General features: G+C 60.6%; 16 protein-coding genes and 1 riboswitch. Of the genes, 6 read left to right on the top strand and 10 right to left on the bottom strand.

Going from position 1 to position 15969, the window contains the following annotated elements; all coding sequences use genetic code 11:
• The first annotated feature begins 35 nt into the window (after nucleotides 1–35).
• Nucleotides 36–590: a molybdenum cofactor biosynthesis protein B gene (gene moaB, locus HK20_RS02745; protein ID WP_086645541.1), complete on the top strand. Its 555-nt coding sequence runs from the start codon at nucleotides 36–38 to the stop codon at nucleotides 588–590.
• Nucleotides 583–1161: a DJ-1/PfpI family protein gene (locus tag HK20_RS02740; RefSeq protein WP_086645540.1), complete on the top strand. Its 579-nt coding sequence runs from the start codon at nucleotides 583–585 to the stop codon at nucleotides 1159–1161. Before moaB ends, HK20_RS02740 begins: the two co-directional genes overlap by 8 nt.
• A gap of 97 nt (nucleotides 1162–1258) precedes the next feature.
• Here the strand turns inward: HK20_RS02740 and folE are convergent, their stop codons facing one another.
• The 6 genes from folE to HK20_RS02710 all read right to left on the bottom strand — a co-directional run bounded on the left by folE (nucleotide 1259) and on the right by HK20_RS02710 (nucleotide 7156).
• The gene (gene folE, locus HK20_RS02735; protein ID WP_086645539.1) at nucleotides 1259–1867 is read right to left on the bottom strand and encodes a GTP cyclohydrolase I FolE; all 609 of its coding nucleotides are present in this window, start codon (nucleotides 1865–1867) and stop codon (nucleotides 1259–1261) included.
• An 18-nt stretch (nucleotides 1868–1885) separates the two neighbouring features.
• On the bottom strand, nucleotides 1886–2356 hold the full coding sequence (apaG, locus tag HK20_RS02730) for a Co2+/Mg2+ efflux protein ApaG (protein WP_086645538.1): 471 nt from the start codon (nucleotides 2354–2356) through the stop codon (nucleotides 1886–1888).
• Nucleotides 2357–2585: 229 nt separating this feature from the next.
• Nucleotides 2586–3794, bottom strand: a complete 1209-nt coding sequence (gene metZ / locus HK20_RS02725; RefSeq protein WP_086645537.1) for an O-succinylhomoserine sulfhydrylase — start codon at nucleotides 3792–3794, stop codon at nucleotides 2586–2588.
• Nucleotides 3795–3910: 116 nt separating this feature from the next.
• Nucleotides 3911–3990, bottom strand: a riboswitch (SAM riboswitch).
• 106 nt (nucleotides 3991–4096) lie between these two features.
• Nucleotides 4097–5074 (bottom strand): 8-oxo-dGTP diphosphatase MutT, encoded by a 978-nt coding sequence (gene mutT, locus HK20_RS13315; RefSeq protein ID WP_086645536.1) that lies wholly within the window; start codon nucleotides 5072–5074, stop codon nucleotides 4097–4099.
• Entirely contained in the window at nucleotides 5067–6173 is a 1107-nt protein-coding gene (locus HK20_RS02715) for an aromatic ring-hydroxylating dioxygenase subunit alpha (RefSeq protein WP_179290153.1), read from the bottom strand. The genes mutT and HK20_RS02715 overlap by 8 nt, the downstream gene beginning before the upstream one ends.
• Nucleotides 6174–6286: 113 nt before the next feature.
• Complete coding sequence (locus tag HK20_RS02710; protein ID WP_086645535.1) at nucleotides 6287–7156, bottom strand: ATP-binding protein; 870 nt, start codon at nucleotides 7154–7156, stop codon at nucleotides 6287–6289.
• A gap of 131 nt (nucleotides 7157–7287) precedes the next feature.
• On the opposite strand from HK20_RS02710, the gene yajC reads away from it, so the two are divergent.
• Nucleotides 7288–7632 (top strand): preprotein translocase subunit YajC, encoded by a 345-nt coding sequence (gene yajC, locus HK20_RS02705; RefSeq protein WP_086645534.1) that lies wholly within the window; start codon nucleotides 7288–7290, stop codon nucleotides 7630–7632.
• A gap of 23 nt (nucleotides 7633–7655) precedes the next feature.
• On the opposite strand, the gene HK20_RS02700 is transcribed toward yajC, so the two are convergent.
• On the bottom strand, nucleotides 7656–9920 hold the full coding sequence (locus HK20_RS02700) for a primosomal protein N' (protein ID WP_086645533.1): 2265 nt from the start codon (nucleotides 9918–9920) through the stop codon (nucleotides 7656–7658).
• A gap of 105 nt (nucleotides 9921–10025) precedes the next feature.
• Between HK20_RS02700 and HK20_RS02695 the strand changes: the two genes are divergently transcribed.
• Genes HK20_RS02695 through HK20_RS02685 form a run of 3 tightly spaced genes read left to right on the top strand, consistent with a single transcriptional unit; the run spans nucleotide 10026 to nucleotide 12939 of the window.
• Entirely contained in the window at nucleotides 10026–11015 is a 990-nt protein-coding gene (locus tag HK20_RS02695) for a tyrosine recombinase XerC (RefSeq protein WP_086645532.1), read from the top strand.
• Nucleotides 11016–11020: 5 nt separating this feature from the next.
• Nucleotides 11021–11986 carry a prolyl aminopeptidase gene (gene pip / locus HK20_RS02690; RefSeq protein WP_086645531.1) on the top strand — a complete coding sequence of 322 codons (966 nt, stop codon included), beginning with the start codon at nucleotides 11021–11023 and terminating at the stop codon, nucleotides 11984–11986.
• A complete protein-coding gene (locus HK20_RS02685) occupies nucleotides 11983–12939 on the top strand; it encodes a retroviral-like aspartic protease family protein (RefSeq protein ID WP_233129044.1) in 957 nt (318 codons plus the stop codon). The genes pip and HK20_RS02685 overlap by 4 nt, the downstream gene beginning before the upstream one ends.
• A 111-nt stretch (nucleotides 12940–13050) precedes the next feature.
• Here HK20_RS02685 and HK20_RS02680 read toward each other — a convergent pair whose 3' ends face one another.
• The 3 genes from HK20_RS02680 to HK20_RS02670 form a co-directional block, all read right to left on the bottom strand.
• Entirely contained in the window at nucleotides 13051–13530 is a 480-nt protein-coding gene (locus HK20_RS02680; protein WP_086645530.1) for a hypothetical protein, read from the bottom strand.
• Between the two features lie 226 nt (nucleotides 13531–13756).
• A complete protein-coding gene (arfB, locus tag HK20_RS02675) occupies nucleotides 13757–14179 on the bottom strand; it encodes an alternative ribosome rescue aminoacyl-tRNA hydrolase ArfB (protein ID WP_086645689.1) in 423 nt (140 codons plus the stop codon).
• A 110-nt stretch (nucleotides 14180–14289) separates the two neighbouring features.
• Nucleotides 14290–15690, bottom strand: a complete 1401-nt coding sequence (locus tag HK20_RS02670) for an ammonium transporter (RefSeq protein WP_143296442.1) — start codon at nucleotides 15688–15690, stop codon at nucleotides 14290–14292.
• Between the last annotated feature and the right edge of the window lie 279 nt (nucleotides 15691–15969).

The raw sequence follows: 15969 nt of genomic DNA, 5'->3' as shown, positions 1-15969 counted from the left end.
TTTGCATCATACTTGCGGAGATATAACAGTCAGCCATGTCCAAGATAGATACGAACCGACCGTTTTTGCCTGTGCGTATTGCTGTTATGACTGTTTCGGATTCGCGCACACTGGAGACGGACACCTCCGGCGCAGCCCTTGTGGCGCGGGTTGAGGCCGCAGGGCACACCGTAGCAGCACGCACCATTGTTTCCGATGATGCGGACCTGATCGCAGCGCAGCTGAGCGCCTGGATTGCAGACCCGCTGGTGGATGTGGTCATCACCAATGGTGGCACCGGTGTAACCGGCCGGGATGTGACACCAGAAGCGTTCGAGCGCGTTATGGAAAAGCGCATAGAAGGCTTTGGCGAGCTGTTCCGTATGCTGTCTTACCAGAAAATCGGCACATCCACCATTCAGTCACGCGCTGTGGCAGGTGTTGCAGGCGGGACCTACCTGTTTGCGCTCCCCGGCTCCACGGGTGCGGTCAAGGATGGATGGGACGATATTCTGGTGTTCCAGCTCGATAGCCGCCACCGTCCGTGTAATTTTGTGGAACTGATGCCCCGCCTGCGCGAAGGGCTGAAGGAGACCTCTCACCATGACTGATGATGTAAAACTGCTGATGCTGGCAGGGGACTACGTAGAGGACTATGAGATTATGGTCCCGTATCAGGCCCTCTCCATGCTGGGATATACAGTGGATGTGGTCTGCCCGGACAAAAAAGCGGGAGACAAGGTTCTGACCGCCATCCATGATTTTGAAGGGGCGCAGACCTACAGCGAAAAACCCGGCCATGCCTTTACGCTGACCGCGGATTTTGCTGCGATCGACACGGATGATTATCTGGGTCTTATCGTTCCCGGTGGCAGAGCGCCTGAGTATCTGCGGCTTAACCCAAGGGTGCTTGAGATTGTGCGCGCTTTTGCGGACCGGCCTCTGGCGGCTATCTGCCACGGTGCACAGTTGCTGGCAGCGGCTGGGGTTATCAAGGGGCGCAAGGTTTCGGCCTACCCGGCATGCAAGCCGGAAGTGGAACTGGCTGGCGGCATTTATGCCGATATTGCCGTAACAGATGCCGTAACGGATGGTGAGCTGGTCAGTGCTCCCGCATGGCCTGCCCACCCGGCATGGCTTGCGCAGTTCCTGAAGGTGCTAGGCGCAAATATCAGCATTTAAGCCATGCCGCGCATGACCTGACCTGAGTTATGGGAGTGCGCTGGTCTGGCCTGCGCAGGCCCCCGGCCCCGTATGGGGTGCCGGGGGTGCTGGCAGTTTAGTAGCCGTTGACGGCGGGGCGGTTGAGGATTGCCATCAGCTCACGCCGGGTATCGGAATTGTCACGGAACACGCCCAGCATGGTGCTGGTGACCATGGACACGCCGGGCTTGTGCACGCCGCGTGTTGTCATGCACTCATGTGCGGATTCAATAATCACGGCCACGCCTTGAGGCTCAAGCACGTCATTAATGGTGTTGGCGATCTGGGCGGTCATGCGCTCCTGAATCTGGAGGCGGCGGGCATAGGCGTCCACCACGCGGGCCAGTTTGGAAATACCGACAACCCGCTGGCGCGGCAGGTAGGCAACATGGGCCCGGCCAACAATAGGGGCCAGATGGTGCTCGCAGTGGCTTTCAAAGCGAATGTCACGGAGCAGAACAATCTCGTCATACCCATCGACTTCGGAAAAAGTCCGGCGGAGCAGGTTGGCCGGGTCAATGGCATAGCCTGAAAAAAAGTCGGTATAGGCACGGGCAACACGGGCGGGTGTGTCCAGCAGACCCTCACGCGTTGGGTCATCGCCAGCCCAGCGCAGCAGGGTGCGTACTGCCTGTTCGGCTTCCTGTTGGGTGGGGCGGTCTGTGTTGTGCTCAGGCACGCTCATGCCGGTCTCCTGCTTTGGTTATTGGAGCTGGTGGTTCTGGAAAGGGCTATCCAGGCTGAAGGCGGGAATGGTCACGTCAAACCGGGTGCGGTCCGTGGTGGCTTGCAACAGGTAGGACCCGCGCATGAACCCCCCGGGCGTGGAAAGGGACGCGCCAGATGTATATTCGTAAAGCGTACCGGGCTGGATAATGGGCTGCTCCCCTACAACACCCTGCCCATGCACATGCTCCGTGCGGCCGGATGTGTCGGTAATATGCCATGTCCGCTCAAGCAGTTGCACCGGTCTGTTGCTGTCGTTGCCAATGCGGATACGGTACACCCAGCAGTAACTGTGCTCATCCGGCTCGGACTGGTCAGACAGCCAGAAGACCTGCACCAGCACACGAATGCCATCGGTCACGGCTTCGTACACAGGGAGGGGGGAGAACAGTTCGTTCAGAGCTTCTTCCGGGGATTGTGGAAGGGGGGCAACGGCCCAGTCGGCCATGGGTCTCCATGCTCCTGCAAAATGGAAAGAGGTTCGGCCCTGATCAGCCGTTCCGTGTGCTAGGTCCGCATTGGGTGCGAGAGCGTGCCAGTATCATGAACATGGGGGTTGTGCAAAGCTGCATCCAGTAAGGGGGATGCAGGCCATGCCCCTCTGGTGCCCCTTTGGCCATGGCCCTTGCCCCTAGGTGGATGGGGGCAGGCCATGGCCGGGCAGGCGTGTGTCGTGCTTACAGCGCCTTGAGTGCGGCAACGCCGCGCGCCAGATCGTCTATCAGGTCCGCGCTGTCTTCAAGGCCGACGGAAAAGCGGATGGCGCCATCCGTAATGCCAAGGGCTGCGCGTTCTTCGGGGCTGATCTTGGAGTGCGTGGTGGTGGCCGGGTGGGTCACCAGCGAGCGGGAATCCCCCAGATTGTTGGAAATGGCGATCAGTTGCAGAGCGTTCATGAACGCAAAGGCTTCTTTTTGCCCGCCTTCCACTGCAAAGGCGACAAGTGTGCCGTTGCCGCTCATCTGGCGCTGGGCCAGTTCGTATTGCGGGTGGTCCTTGCGGCCGGGGTAGCGCACCATCTTGATCCCCGGAGCCGATGCCAGATAATCCGCCACTGCGGCGGCATTGCGGGCCATGGCTTCCACACGCAGGGACAGGGTTTCCAGCCCCTTGAGCATGACCCATGCGTTAAAGGGGGAAAGTGCATTGCCGGTGTTGCGCGTAAAGGGCTGGAGGGTTTCGGTTATCCAGTCCTTGCGGCCCAGCACGGCACCACCCAGCACACGGCCCTGACCATCAATGTGCTTGGTACAGGAATAAACCACCACATCCGCGCCCAGTTCGAGCGGTTTCTGGAAGATGGGGGAGGCAAACACATTGTCCACAACCACAATTGCACCCGCTTTGTGGGCACGCTCGGAAATGGCTGCAATGTCGAGAATATCGAGCATGGGGTTGGAGGGGCTTTCCAGCAGCACCGCATCCGTGGGGACAGACAGGGCCTCATCCCATTCCGCCAGATTGCCGCCATCCACAAACACGGTTTCCACGCCGTAGCGGGGCAGCAGGTGGTTTACAATCCAGTGGCAGGAGCCAAACAGCGCGCGGGAGGCCACAACACGCCCGCCCGCCGTAACGTGGGAGAGCAGGGCGGAGGAAACAGCCCCCATGCCCGTTGCCGTGGTTACGCAGGCTTCTGCCCCTTCCAGATCCGCCAGACGGGCTTCTAGTGCAGCGGTGGTGGGGTTGCCAAAACGGCTGTACTGGTAGTGCGTAACCTCACCCGTAAAGGTTTTGGCAGCCTGTTCGGCGTTGTCATACACAAAGCCGGAAGTCAGGAAGAGGGCTTCGCTGGTTTCACCATATTCGGTGCGCTCCAGACCGGCATGGAGCTGGCGTGTGGCAGGGCGCCACGCCTTGGAAGGGGATGTCTGGTTATCACTCATGGGACTTGTATCCGGTTCTTTCGTGTCTGATCCACACCTTGGGGCAGGCGCAGGGCATGCGTCCATCCGTGGGGGTGCATCTCTCAAATTGACCGTGGAAACCATGACGTCGGGTTATGCGCGCCGTCAAAGCCTCTTTAGCGCGTTTCTTTTACCTCGCCGCAAGCCGGCCTAACAAATCACGAGGGAAGGTTTCGTGCAGAAACATTCTGCCTTCTGGTTAGTCCCGCTCCTTATCATTCGTCAAGAATGTATTTTAGCGTTTTTCCGTCATATTCCACAAATCAGAGCTGTGGTTTTGGCTAGAGCAGGGCTTGCAGCAGGGGAATAAACGGCAGATCGGCCTCAGGCATGGCGTAGCTGCGCAGATCAGCCGGGGCTACCCACGCCAGTTTCTGCCCCTCACGCGCGGTGGGGGTGCCATGCCAGCGGCGGCAGATATATAGCGGCATCAGCAGGTCAAAGCCGGGGTAGGCGTGCGAGGCAAATGTAAAGGGTGCCAGGCATGCGCGCGACATATCCAGCCCCAGTTCCTCATGCAGTTCGCGCACAAGAGCGGCCTCTGGTGTTTCTCCCGCTTCCACCTTGCCGCCGGGGAACTCCCATAGACCGGCCATGCTTTTGCCCTCCGGCCTGCGGGCGAGCAGAATACGGCCCTGTGCATCTATTAACGCGGCGGCGGAAACCAGCACCAGCTTGCGCTGTGTGGTGGTGGGGGCTGTGCTCATGTCCAGATCAGTCCGGTTGGCTTCCATCATGGCAACAGGCAGTTCCGTGCCACGGGCGGTAAACATCTGCCGGTCAGTGCCACAATGGCGGAAGCCTGCGTGTTCAAGAACGCGGATGGAGGCAGGGTTATCCTGTGCTGCCGTTGCGCGCAGGGCGGTAATATCCAGATGCGCCAGTGCCCAACGCGTCATGCGGGTGGCGGCATGGGTGGCAATGCCCTGCCCCCAGTAGGGGCGGCCAACCCAGTAGCCCAGAATACCCACACGCCCTACCTGCGGCATGGTGTGAATGCGCACCCCAATGCAGCCCATAAAAGCCCCGTCGGGTGCGGTTATGGCAAAATGATAGCCTTCGCCACTGGCCTGCATCTGGCAGGTGGAGGCGATCCAGCTATCCGCCAGATCCCGGGGGTAGGGGAAGGGCAGGCGGCTGAGCATGCGCACCACCTCCCAGTCATTGACCAGGTGGTGCAGGGTTGTTGCATCATCAGGGTGGAGCGGGCGCAGGCGGCATGGACCCGCATCCAGTAACAGTGGTCCGGTATCAGGCATGAGACTCGCTGGCAGGGGGAATGCCACATTCAACCAGCAAAGCCCGGAGCGCGTTAATTACGGGGAAGACCTCCACATTGTGGTCCCCGCCCAGTTCGCGCCATGCGTTCTGCTCTAGTTCAACAATCTCGCGGTCTTCGGCAAAAATCCGCTCGGTAAACGCAACAAGCAACGGCCATGCCATATCCAGAATACCGGGGATTTTGGGGCGTTTGACCGAGAGCAGGCCAAAGGTCCGGTTGGTCAGTTCATCAGCACTCTGGGGGGTGTACACAATCCACAGGTCCATTACCGGGTCTTCATCCCCGGTCTGGATGCGCAGGGTCTGGTAGGGGTATTCCGTGCGGATGGTCATGACATCGCGGTGCTGGAATTTTTCCGACACGTCACGCCGCTCGCCAAAAATCAGGGCTTCGCCAAAGGGCTGTTTGCCCCCTGTGCGCGCAAAGCTGTAGCGGGCTTCCACCAGACCGGGCTCGCGCTTCTGGCCCAAAAAGCGGGGCTTCATCTGGCCCATCTGTTTGGAGTGCATGAACTGGTGGTTCATATCCATCAGGTTTTCATGCATGAAGCTGTAGTGGCAGCCAACGGTGCGGCCAAAATAGCGGGTTTTGTAGGCGGGGCTATCCGCCCTTGCCAACTGCGGGGCCAAGGGCACGCTATCGGCTTTTTCCGGGTCGCCGGGAAAAACAAAGATCATGCCGTTCTGTTCGCGGCAGGGGTAGGTACGTACCCCGTTGGGCAGCTTGCCCTTGCCCAGATAAGGTACGTCAATGCACCGGCCGGAGCGGCCATAGGCCCAGCCGTGGTAGCAGCATTTGACCGAACTGCCCGCAACAACCCCTTTGCTGAGCGGCACCTGCCGGTGGGCGCAGCGGTCTTCCAGCGCAAAAATGGGGCCGTCCACCGGGCGCACCAGAGCTATGGGCTGGCCAGCGTAACGCGTGCCTATGGTTTTTCCGGGTTTGAGTTCGCGCGACCATGCAACCGGGTACCAGTAGTCCGGGTTGGAGCGTACCCTGCGTATGTCCGTTGTGTTCGGGCGTGTTTCGGCCCCAAAGGACGTATCATCAGAATTGGGCGGTACTGTCTGGTTCATGTCGCCTCGAATCAGGGGAACCCCCACGGCATCGGGCCGATGCCGCCATTTGCGAACGCTATCTCAACTCATACCCATGTGGGATGCAAGACCATTGGGGCCGGTTGCGCAAATTAATGCGCCGCCAGTTCGGCTGTCAGGGCCTCTATGAACTGGTATGCCACACGGCCCGAGCGGCTGCCACGGGTAATGGCCCATTCATTGGCGCGGGCCAGCAGCACATCGGCGGAAATGGGCAGGTTGCGCGCCTGAGCATAGGTCTGGACCATATCGGTATAGGTATCCTGCTCGCAGGCATGGAAGCCAAGCCACAGGCCAAACCGGTCGGAGAGGGAGACTTTTTCTTCCGTGGCTTCGGAGGGATTGATGGCGGTTGAGCGCTCGTTTTCTATCATGTCGCGCGGCATCAGGTGGCGGCGGTTGGATGTGGCATAGAACAGAACATTCTCCGGCCGCCCGGCAATGCCGCCATCCAGCACGGATTTGAGGGCTTTGTAATCCCGGTCTTCTTTTTCAAACGACAGGTCATCACAGAACAGAATGAAGCGGCGGTGGTTCTCACGCAGCAGGCTGAGCAGCAGGGGCAGGCTTGTCAGGTCCTCACGCTGGATTTCTATGAGTGCTACCAGCCCCTTGCCCGGCGTGCAGGGTTTGCCGTCCACCTGGTTGACCAGCGCATGCGCCCCCTTGACCAGCGAGGACTTGCCCATACCGCGCGCCCCCCACAGCATGGCGTTGTTGGCGGGCAGGCCGTGGGCAAAATGGCGCGTGTTTTCCAGCAGAATGCGCCGTTGCAGGTCTATGCCCTGCAACAGGTCCACGCGAACATGGGCTACATGGGGGATGGGCAGCAGCCGCCCGCGTTCTGGCAGCCAGACAAAAGCATCCGCCGTATCCACCCCTTCCAGCGTTGCGGGGGGAGGGGAAAGGCGCTCCAGAGCCGCGGCAATACGGTCCAATGCTGGCAGCAGGGTCTGGTCCATCGGCTTTTATTCCTTATTAAAGGTCTTTCTGGCGGTCTTTCGTCAGCATGGGAGCTTGACGCGGGAGGATTGAAAATTATGGTCACTTCTTCTGTTTTCGCAACCAGCCATTGTTGAAGGTCTGTACCCTTATGTCCAATTTTCTTATCCCCGCTGCTTACGCCCAGACAGCCGGAGGCTCTGGCGGTGCTTCGGGCATTATGTCCTTTTTGCCGTTCGTGGCTGTTTTTGCCATCATGTACTTTCTGCTCATCCGCCCCCAGCAGCAGCGCCAGAAGCAGCTTAAATCCGAGCTTAAGGCCCTGCGCCGTGGCGACCGGATTGTAACAGCCGGTGGTGTGATCGGTGTTGTGCAGCGCACCAAGGAAGAGTCGAACGAAGTGGAAGTGGAAATCGCACCCAACGTGCGCGTTATGGTCATGCGCGAAACCATTTCCACCGTGCTGACCAGCACAGCCAAACCCGCCAACGACTAAGCCCCAGCCGGGGCTGGTTAGCGTTACAGGAACGAGACGGGGTCTATATCCACCTCAACGCGCACGTGCCTGTCCAGTGGAACCAGCCCCAGCCAGCGGTGCAGAATAGGTTGCACCGCAATGCTGCGCCATGTGCGGAGCAGCAACCGGCGGCGGTGCCGCCCGCGCAGGATGGCAAGCGGGGCCGGAGCTGGCCCCAGTACCTGAATACCCTCCCCATACGGGGCGGTGCGGCCAAAGCGGGCAGCGGCATCATCCGCCGCCTGAGGTGTGTCCGCGCTGATGATCAACGCCGCCAGCCGCCCATAAGGCGGCCAGAAGCCGGGGCGGCGCTGTTCGGCCTCCTGCTCCATGAACTGGTCAAAATCGCCCGAAAGCAGGGCCTGCATAACCGGGTGTTCGGGCGTGTAGCTTTGCAGCACCACGCGCCCCGGTGCGCTGGCGCGGCCCGCGCGGCCTGCAACCTGATGCAAAAGCTGGATCGTGCGTTCCCCGGCCCGCAGGTCCGCCCCCCCAAGCCCCAGATCGGCATCCACAATGCCAACCAGTGTCAGATGGGGGAAGTGCCAGCCCTTGGCTACAATCTGGGTGCCAATAATCAGGTCCACTTCACGGCGGGCAATTTTGGCAACTGCTTCTGCGGTGGCGGCAGGCCCCCCAAGCGTATCGCTCGACATGACAAGAATACGCGCATCGGGGAAGCTCTGGCGGGCCTCCTCGGTTATGCGCTCAATCCCCGGGCCAATGGCGGTCAGGCTGTGTTCGGTTTTGCAGTTCGGGCATACGGGGGGCATGGGCTCCGTATGGTCGCAGTAGTGGCAGCTCAGCACCTGCCGGTTGCGGTGTTCCACCAGCCATGCGGTGCAGTGCGGGCATTCCATGCGGTGGCCACAGGTGCGGCACAGCGTAAGGGGTGCGTACCCCCGGCGGTTAAGGAACAGCATGGCCTGCTCCTCCCGCCCTAATGTGGCGGCGATGTCTTCCACCAGTCTGGGGGAGAGGAACAGCCCGCGTTCAGGCGGGGCCTCCCGCATGTCCAGCAGGTGGGTTTGCGGCAGGGATGCGCCGCCGTGGCGGGTGGGCAGCACAAGGCGCTGGTAGCGCCCGGCCTGTGCATTGGCCAGAGTTTCCAGGCTGGGGGTGGCGGATACCACCACAGCGGCAAACCCCGCCAGCCTTGCACGCACCACGGCCATGTCCCGCGCGTTGTAGATTACGCCTTCTTCCTGCTTGAACAGGGATTCGTGCTCCTCATCCACAATAATCAGGCCGAGGTTGCAAAAAGGCAGGAACAGCGCTGAGCGTGCGCCCACAACCACCGTGGCGGACCCATCGGCCGCTCCCAGCCAGGTCTGGCGGCGGGCCTTCTGCCCGATTTCGGAGTGCCAGACAGCGGGGCGCACGCCAAAGCGGCGGGTAAACCGGTCCATCCACTGGGCGGACAAGGCAATTTCGGGCAGGAGCACAAGGGCCTGTTGCCCCTGTTCCAGACAGGCGGCTATGGCTTCTAGGTAGATTTCGGTCTTGCCCGAGCCTGTTACCCCTTCAAGCAGGGTTACGGAAAATTTTTTGTCCTGCACGCTGTGGCGCAGGGCTGTAGCGGCTTCTTTTTGCGCTCCTTCCAGCACAGGCGGGTGGTGCAGCGGGTCGGGCTGGGCAAAGGGACTGGCAGGTTCAAGCAGGACCGGGCGGAGTGCTCCTGCATCTGCCAGCCCTTTAACCACACCGGCACTGACCTCTGCCGCACTGGCAATATCGGTTGTGGTGCGGGGGCGGCCATCCGCCATAAGGGCCAGCACCTTCTGCCGCGCTGGGGTTAGGCGCAGTTCTTCCGGTGGGGTGGGGGGAGCGATCCAGCCCATGGCGGGGGCAGGCGTGGCCCCTTTCATGTGCAGGCGCAGGGTCATGGCCAGTACCATGCCGGGGGGGGAGAGCGTATAGGCGGCCACCCAGTCCACAAACCGGCGGAGTTCGGCATTAAGCGGAGGCAGCTCCAGCCGTTCGGCTACGGCACGCAGGCGGTTATCAGCCACTGTTTTGGCGGGCGTAGGGTGGGCAAGGTCTGGTGGCAGGGTGGTGTGTGTGTCCCAGACCACGCCGGTCTGGCGGCGGTTGCCCAAGGGTACGCTCACAATATCGCCCGGCTTGAGCGCCATGCTGGCAGGGGCTTTGTAGTCAAAGGGGCCAGTAAACGGCATGGGCAGCAGGACAGGCACGCGCAGCCCTCCCGTTCTGGGCTGGTCCGCGCCGGAGGCATGCGTAGAAGAAGGGGGAGGAGCCACTGCCATGCCCTTATGTTTAAGCGCGCAGCAGCGCAAAGAACAGGGGTTGTCTGTTGGGCTTTTTGCCCGAACGTAGGATAGAAGGAAGCAGAAGGCAGGAGGCACATAGGCATGACGGCCGAAGACGCAGTGCAAAAATTTCTGGCATGGATGGCGGTGGAAAAACGGGCCTCCCTTTTGACCATAGATGCCTATCGGGGGGATCTGGCCCGTTTTCTGGCTTTTATGACCACACATCTGGGTGGCCCACCGGCCATGAGCGGGCTTGCCAGCATAACCCTGCGCGACCTCCGGGCATGGCTTGCGCATGAGGTGGCACAGGCGCAGGAGCAGGCCAGCCGCCCCCATGCGCGCCGGAGTACGCCAGACCAGGCTGCCCGCACCCGAGCACGCCGGGTTTCTGCTCTGCGGTCATTTTTTAAATATCTGGCACGCAGGGAAGGGGTGGAGAATCCGGCGGTCTCGCTGTTACGCCTGCCCCGTACCAAAAAAACACTGCCCCGCCCTCTGGCGCGCGAAGATGCACTGGCCGCCCCGGATGATATTGCCAGTATGGCTCACACCCCCATGGAGGAGCAGCGGAACGCCACCCTGTTCCTGCTGCTATATGGCTGTGGACTACGGATTTCTGAAGCGCTGAACCTGAATATTGCTGACCTGCACACCATGGAAGGCAGTGGCGTCCTGCGTATTCACGGCAAAGGGGGCAAGGAGCGACTGGTGCCCGTGCTCCCTGCCGTGTGCAAGGCGCTGGAAGCATGGCGTAAACGCCACCCCGCCCCCGCGCCGGACAGCCCGTTATTTGTCGGGGTTCGTGGGGGGCGCCTGCAACCTGCTATTGCCCAGAAGGCCATGCGGGAATGGCGGGTCAGCAACGGGCTGCCCGAGCACGTAACCCCCCATGCCCTGCGCCATTCCTTTGCCACCCATTTAATGGAAGGGGGGGCAGACCTGCGCGTTATTCAGGAACTGCTGGGCCATGCCAGCCTGTCCACAACACAACGTTACACACTGGCGGATGAGGCACGGTTGCTGGATGTCTGGACGCGTGCGCATCCACGTGCGCAAATGGAGCATAACGCCCATAAAAAAGAAGGTTGAGGGTTATGATCACCACAGCACACCGCACCCCGTGGCCGGAAATAGAACCCTACGCGCAGGGGTATCTGGATACCGGGGAGGGGCATCAGGTTTACTGGGAGCAGTGTGGTAACCCCGATGGTATTCCGGTTGTGTTCCTGCATGGTGGGCCCGGTGGTGGGTGTTCGGCAGCGCAACGCCAGATGTTTGACCCGGCCCGCTACCGCATTGTGCTGTTTGACCAGCGCGGGTGTGGGCGCTCGCGCCCGCATGCCTCGCTTGAGGCCAATACAACATGGCATCTGGTGGCCGATATTGAACGCCTGCGGACCCTGTTCGGGCTGGAAAAATGGGCTGTTTTTGGCGGATCATGGGGGTCCACGCTGGCTCTGGCCTACGCCCAGACCCACCCTGAACGCGTGAGTGCTCTTATGCTGCGCGGCATTTTTACCCTGCGTAAGGCCGAACTGCTCTGGTATTATCAGGAAGGAGCATCCTGGCTGTTCCCCGATAAGTGGGAGGATTTTGTGGCCCCAATCCCCCCCGAAGAGCGGGGAGACATGATGGGCGCTTACCGCAAACGCCTGATTTCGGACAATGTTGAGGAACGGCTGGCCGCCGCGCGGGCGTGGAGCCTGTGGGAAGGGCGAACCCTGACCCTGCTCCCCTGCCCGGAAATGGAACACCAGCATGATGAGGCCGATTATGCACTGGCTTTCTCACGCATAGAAAACCATTACTTTGTTCACGGTGGCTGGCTTGAGGAAGGTCAGCTTATCGCCAATGTGGCGCGTATCCGCCATATTCCCACCGTGATCGTGCAGGGGCGGTACGATATGGCAACCCCGGTGCGCACGGCATGGGACCTGCATAGGGCATGGCCCGAGGCGGATTTTCAGCTGGTCGATGCCGCAGGCCACGCCCTGTTTGAACCCGGTATTCTTACCGCCCTGCTCAACGCCACGGACCGTTTTGCACAGGAACTGGCATGACACATCGGCACGGCAGGCAGAAGACCCCGCGGGGGTGGCGGTACTGTGCCACCGCTGCGGCTGTTGTTGTGGGTATGGGAGCAGGGGCTCATGCCGCCAGTGCCCAGTCCTGCCATAAGCTGATGGCGCGTGTGGCCTTGCGCAATGATCTGGGTTTTTTGAATAGTCCGGTCAGCCTGAACGGCCACGCCGCACGCATGATTGTGGATACAGGCTCGGAAGGGAGCCTGCTCTCGCCCGAGGCCGCAGCTTTGTTTGATACGCAACTGGACCGCTCCATGCATACCATGGTGCATGGCACGGGTGGGGCTGGGCGTATTGTGCCCAATGCGGTGGTGCGGTCCTTTAAAATGGGCGGGCTGGAGTTTGGCCCGGTCTCCATCCCCGTGGATGCACTGCCTGCTGTGCCGCGCACGGAACCCGCGGTGGAAGGGCTGGTGGGGGGGGACCTGCTCTCACGCTATGATGTGGAGTTTGATGTAGCACAGGGCACGCTCTCTTTCTGGTCCGCAAGCACGCCCGGCTGTTCCGGGCCGGAGGGGTGGCGCTACATCTACCGTGCGGTTCCGTTGCAGAATGCGGGGGAGCGGGTTATTGCCCGCGTGGAACTGGATGGCCATGCCCTGCAGGCGCTGGTGGATAGTGGGGCGCGCTCGTGCATTGTCTCAACCCAGGCGGCGGAGCGTATGGGCGTAAGCCAGCACACGCTGGCTACCGACCCCGGCGGGCTGACAACCGGCGTGGATGGCCACCAGCAAACCTACCACTGGCATAAATTTGGCATGATGCAGATTGGACAGGAGCAGGAAAAATCTCCCGTGCTCACAGTTGCTCCGGTGCAGGACACGGTAGATATGCTGCTGGGTGCGGACTGGTTTGCCGCCCATAAGGTATGGATTTCATACCGCACGCATATGCTCTACGTCATGCCCGTAACAGGGCGTACCCGCTAGAGCGCCGGTCTGGCGCGTTGATCATCAGGGGCTTTGGGCGGGCAGGCTGTTATAGGCCGCCGTCAGTGTTGGGGGGATTTCTTCCCCAACACTGAACGGGGTTTGGGGGCGTTATTCGCCCTTGAGACGCTTGTTGCAGACGCTGTAATAACCGCCGCCTTTTTCAATCCACTTCAGCCCGCCATTGGCGTTGCTGGCCTTATTGGCGTTGTACTGGTCAAGGCAGGTCTGCATACGGGCCTTGCCAGCGCTGAGCTTGGCGTATTGCGGCGCAACTGCGCTAGGCAGGGTTGCGTTGGAAGGGGCGACTTCCGTGGCGGCTACGCTTTTGGCAGGTTTGGGCGCTTCAGCACTGGCAGGTGTTGCCGGTGTGGCGGCTTTGGGGGCGGCGCTTGCCGGAGTGGTGGCAACATCGCACGAACTGGCCTTGAATTCCTTGAAGGACTGACCCTTGAGCGTGTTGGCGGTTTTGGCCTCCTTGAACTTCTCGTGGCACTCCTTCACCGTCATGGCGTGGGCGCTGGGGAGGGAAAGGGCTGTGGCACAGCCAAGCAGCAAAGCGGCCAGTCCGGTGCGGGCTACAACAGTCATGAATAGACCTCATGCAAGGAGGATAATAGCGCGGCAGCCCCATGCTGCCAGCGTTCCATCAGTATCATGAAAAATCATGCGCAAGAAATGCAAGCCTTAAGGCTTTTTGTGCGTAGCAGAAAATTAATATCAAAATGTGCTGGTGCTGGTGCTGGTGCTGGTGCTGGTGCTGGTGCTGGTGCTGGGTAGCCCGTGTTTGGCGTACTTGCCCGACCAGAGTGCGTGTTTAGTCCTCAAACCGGGCAGAGCGGGTGCGCTTTATGCTGGCGCGGTGGGCTTTGCCGTCCAGCCTGCGCTGGCGTGCGGCCCGACCCGGGCGCGTGGCTACCCTGAAGGCAGGGCGGTGGGCGGCCTCGCGGATCAGGGCTACCAGCCGTTCTATGGCATCCTCACGGTTGCGTATCTGTGTTCTGAAGCGCCGGGCGGTTATGACAATAACGCCCTCCCGTGTCGCGCGGGTCCCAGCCAGTTCCAGCAGCCGCACACGGATCCGCTCGGGGAGAGAAGGGGAGCGTGCGGCATCAAAACGTAATTGCGCAGCCGTTGCGACCTTGTTCACGTTCTGCCCACCGGGGCCGGATGCCAGAATATAACTGACCTCCAGTTCGGATTCAGGCAGGGAAAGTGCGGGAAGGATCGGAATGGCCATAAGCGGGGCATAGCATGGTTTGCCTGCCGGTGTGTGCCCTGCACCCATAAAAAAAGCCCCCATGCCAGAGCATGGAGGCTTTTTGCCCAAAAGGCGGAGAGGTTAACGGATCAGTTGTTAATCCGCTCACCATGCAGGGACATATCCAGCCCTTCCAGTTCCTGATCCGCGGTGACGCGCAGACCCATGACCAGATCAATGGCCTTGAGGATGATGAAGGAGGCAAAAGCACACCAGACAATGGTCACCAGCACCGCTTCGCTCTGGACAACAAGCTGGTGCAGCGAGCCAACAATACCCGAGGGGTTGGCATCGGTTGCGGAAAGCGGGCCATAGGCCAGCACGCCGGTCAGCAGCGCACCAACAATGCCGCCCACACCATGCACGCCAAAGGCATCCAGGCTGTCGTCATACCCCATCATGTGCTTGAGGGAGGTTGCACCCCAGTAGCAGACAACACCCGTGATCAGGCCGATAACCAGTGCGCTGCCCGGCAGCACAAAGCCAGCTGCGGGGGTAATGGCAACCAGACCGCCAACAGCACCGGAGATTACGCCCAGAACAGTCGGTTTGCCCGAACGCAGCCACTCCGCCAGCATCCACGATACGCCAGCACCAGCGGCGGCAATCTGGGTTGCAGCCATGGCCATGCCTGCACGGCCGTTGGCACCAACAGCGGAACCTGCGTTAAAGCCAAACCAGCCAACCCACAGCAGGGCAGCACCAATGACAGCGTAGGTCAGGTTGAAGGGGGAAAGATCGTCCTGCCCGTAACCCTTGCGGCGACCAAGCACCAGAGCGCAGACCAGACCGGCAACACCGGCGTTGATATGGACAACCGTGCCACCTGCAAAGTCAGCCGTACCAAGGCCAGCCAGCCAGCCGATCGGGCTCCAGACCCAGTGCGCAATGGGGGCATACACCACCAGAGACCACAGGATGGAGAACACGCACATGGCGCTGAACTTCATGCGTTCTGCGTAAGCGCCGGAGATCAGCGCGGGGGTGATAATGGCAAAGGTCATCTGGAACATCATGAAGATGCTCTCAGGAATGGTCATGGTGGTGGCGTTGGGGCTATCCGCACCCAGTGTAAAGCCAACATCCGCACCATTATGGATATGCGCGCCAATACCGTTGAGCAGCACGCGGGAGAAGCCACCAATCCACGGAGACCCGGTTGTAAAGGCGAGGGAATACCCCGCGACCATCCATACGATGGACATGATGCAACACAGGGCAAAGGACTGCATGAGCGTTGCCAGCACGTTTTTCTTACGCACCATGCCGGCATAGAACAGGGCAAGACCGGGGATGGTCATCATAAGCACCAGTGCGGTGCTGGTGAGCATCCATGCCGTATCCCCCGTGTCTATGGGTGGGGGGGCGTCTGCGGCATAAGCCTGGGAGCAGCCAAGGGCTGCTACAAGACAGGCCGACAGAACAGCCGTGGTCTTGCGAATAACTGGACCTCTCGCCGGATTGACAGCTTGGAAGGGTCGCGCTGACATGATGATGCGTTCTCCTTAAAATACGCAGCCATTGACGCTCGCCAGATTCGTGTAAGGAGCGATGGGCCTAATCTTATTGTATCTATTCCGGAATGACCGGGGTGGCAATCCAGTTTGATACCGAATTGTTTCACAATCTGATTTGTGGCTGAAAAAAGCCACAAAAAAAGAGGTCGCTGCTGCGGCCAGCTCAAATAAAAAAAGGCGTGCAAACCATAATGGTCTGCACGCCCTTATACCTGTTCTGGGGGATAATGGAGGCACTGGACGGACCAGTAC

This window comes from Acetobacter sp. DsW_54 (assembly GCF_002153575.1).
In the GTDB taxonomy this organism is placed as follows: domain Bacteria; phylum Pseudomonadota; class Alphaproteobacteria; order Acetobacterales; family Acetobacteraceae; genus Acetobacter; species Acetobacter fabarum.
This window is presented reverse-complemented; position numbering and strand designations above follow the sequence as displayed.

Coding starts and splice junctions, on each gene's coding strand:
- moaB (WP_086645541.1), top strand. CDS start 36: ATGTCCAAGATAGATACGAACCGACCGTTTTTGCCTGTGCGTATTGCT.
- HK20_RS02740 (WP_086645540.1), top strand. CDS start 583: ATGACTGATGATGTAAAACTGCTGATGCTGGCAGGGGACTACGTAGAG.
- folE (WP_086645539.1), bottom strand. CDS start 1,867: ATGAGCGTGCCTGAGCACAACACAGACCGCCCCACCCAACAGGAAGCC.
- apaG (WP_086645538.1), bottom strand. CDS start 2,356: ATGGCCGACTGGGCCGTTGCCCCCCTTCCACAATCCCCGGAAGAAGCT.
- metZ (WP_086645537.1), bottom strand. CDS start 3,794: ATGAGTGATAACCAGACATCCCCTTCCAAGGCGTGGCGCCCTGCCACA.
- mutT (WP_086645536.1), bottom strand. CDS start 5,074: ATGCCTGATACCGGACCACTGTTACTGGATGCGGGTCCATGCCGCCTG.
- HK20_RS02715 (WP_179290153.1), bottom strand. CDS start 6,173: ATGAACCAGACAGTACCGCCCAATTCTGATGATACGTCCTTTGGGGCC.
- HK20_RS02710 (WP_086645535.1), bottom strand. CDS start 7,156: ATGGACCAGACCCTGCTGCCAGCATTGGACCGTATTGCCGCGGCTCTG.
- yajC (WP_086645534.1), top strand. CDS start 7,288: ATGTCCAATTTTCTTATCCCCGCTGCTTACGCCCAGACAGCCGGAGGC.
- HK20_RS02700 (WP_086645533.1), bottom strand. CDS start 9,920: ATGGCAGTGGCTCCTCCCCCTTCTTCTACGCATGCCTCCGGCGCGGAC.
- HK20_RS02695 (WP_086645532.1), top strand. CDS start 10,026: ATGACGGCCGAAGACGCAGTGCAAAAATTTCTGGCATGGATGGCGGTG.
- pip (WP_086645531.1), top strand. CDS start 11,021: ATGATCACCACAGCACACCGCACCCCGTGGCCGGAAATAGAACCCTAC.
- HK20_RS02685 (WP_233129044.1), top strand. CDS start 11,983: ATGACACATCGGCACGGCAGGCAGAAGACCCCGCGGGGGTGGCGGTAC.
- HK20_RS02680 (WP_086645530.1), bottom strand. CDS start 13,530: ATGACTGTTGTAGCCCGCACCGGACTGGCCGCTTTGCTGCTTGGCTGT.
- arfB (WP_086645689.1), bottom strand. CDS start 14,179: ATGGCCATTCCGATCCTTCCCGCACTTTCCCTGCCTGAATCCGAACTG.
- HK20_RS02670 (WP_143296442.1), bottom strand. CDS start 15,690: ATGTCAGCGCGACCCTTCCAAGCTGTCAATCCGGCGAGAGGTCCAGTT.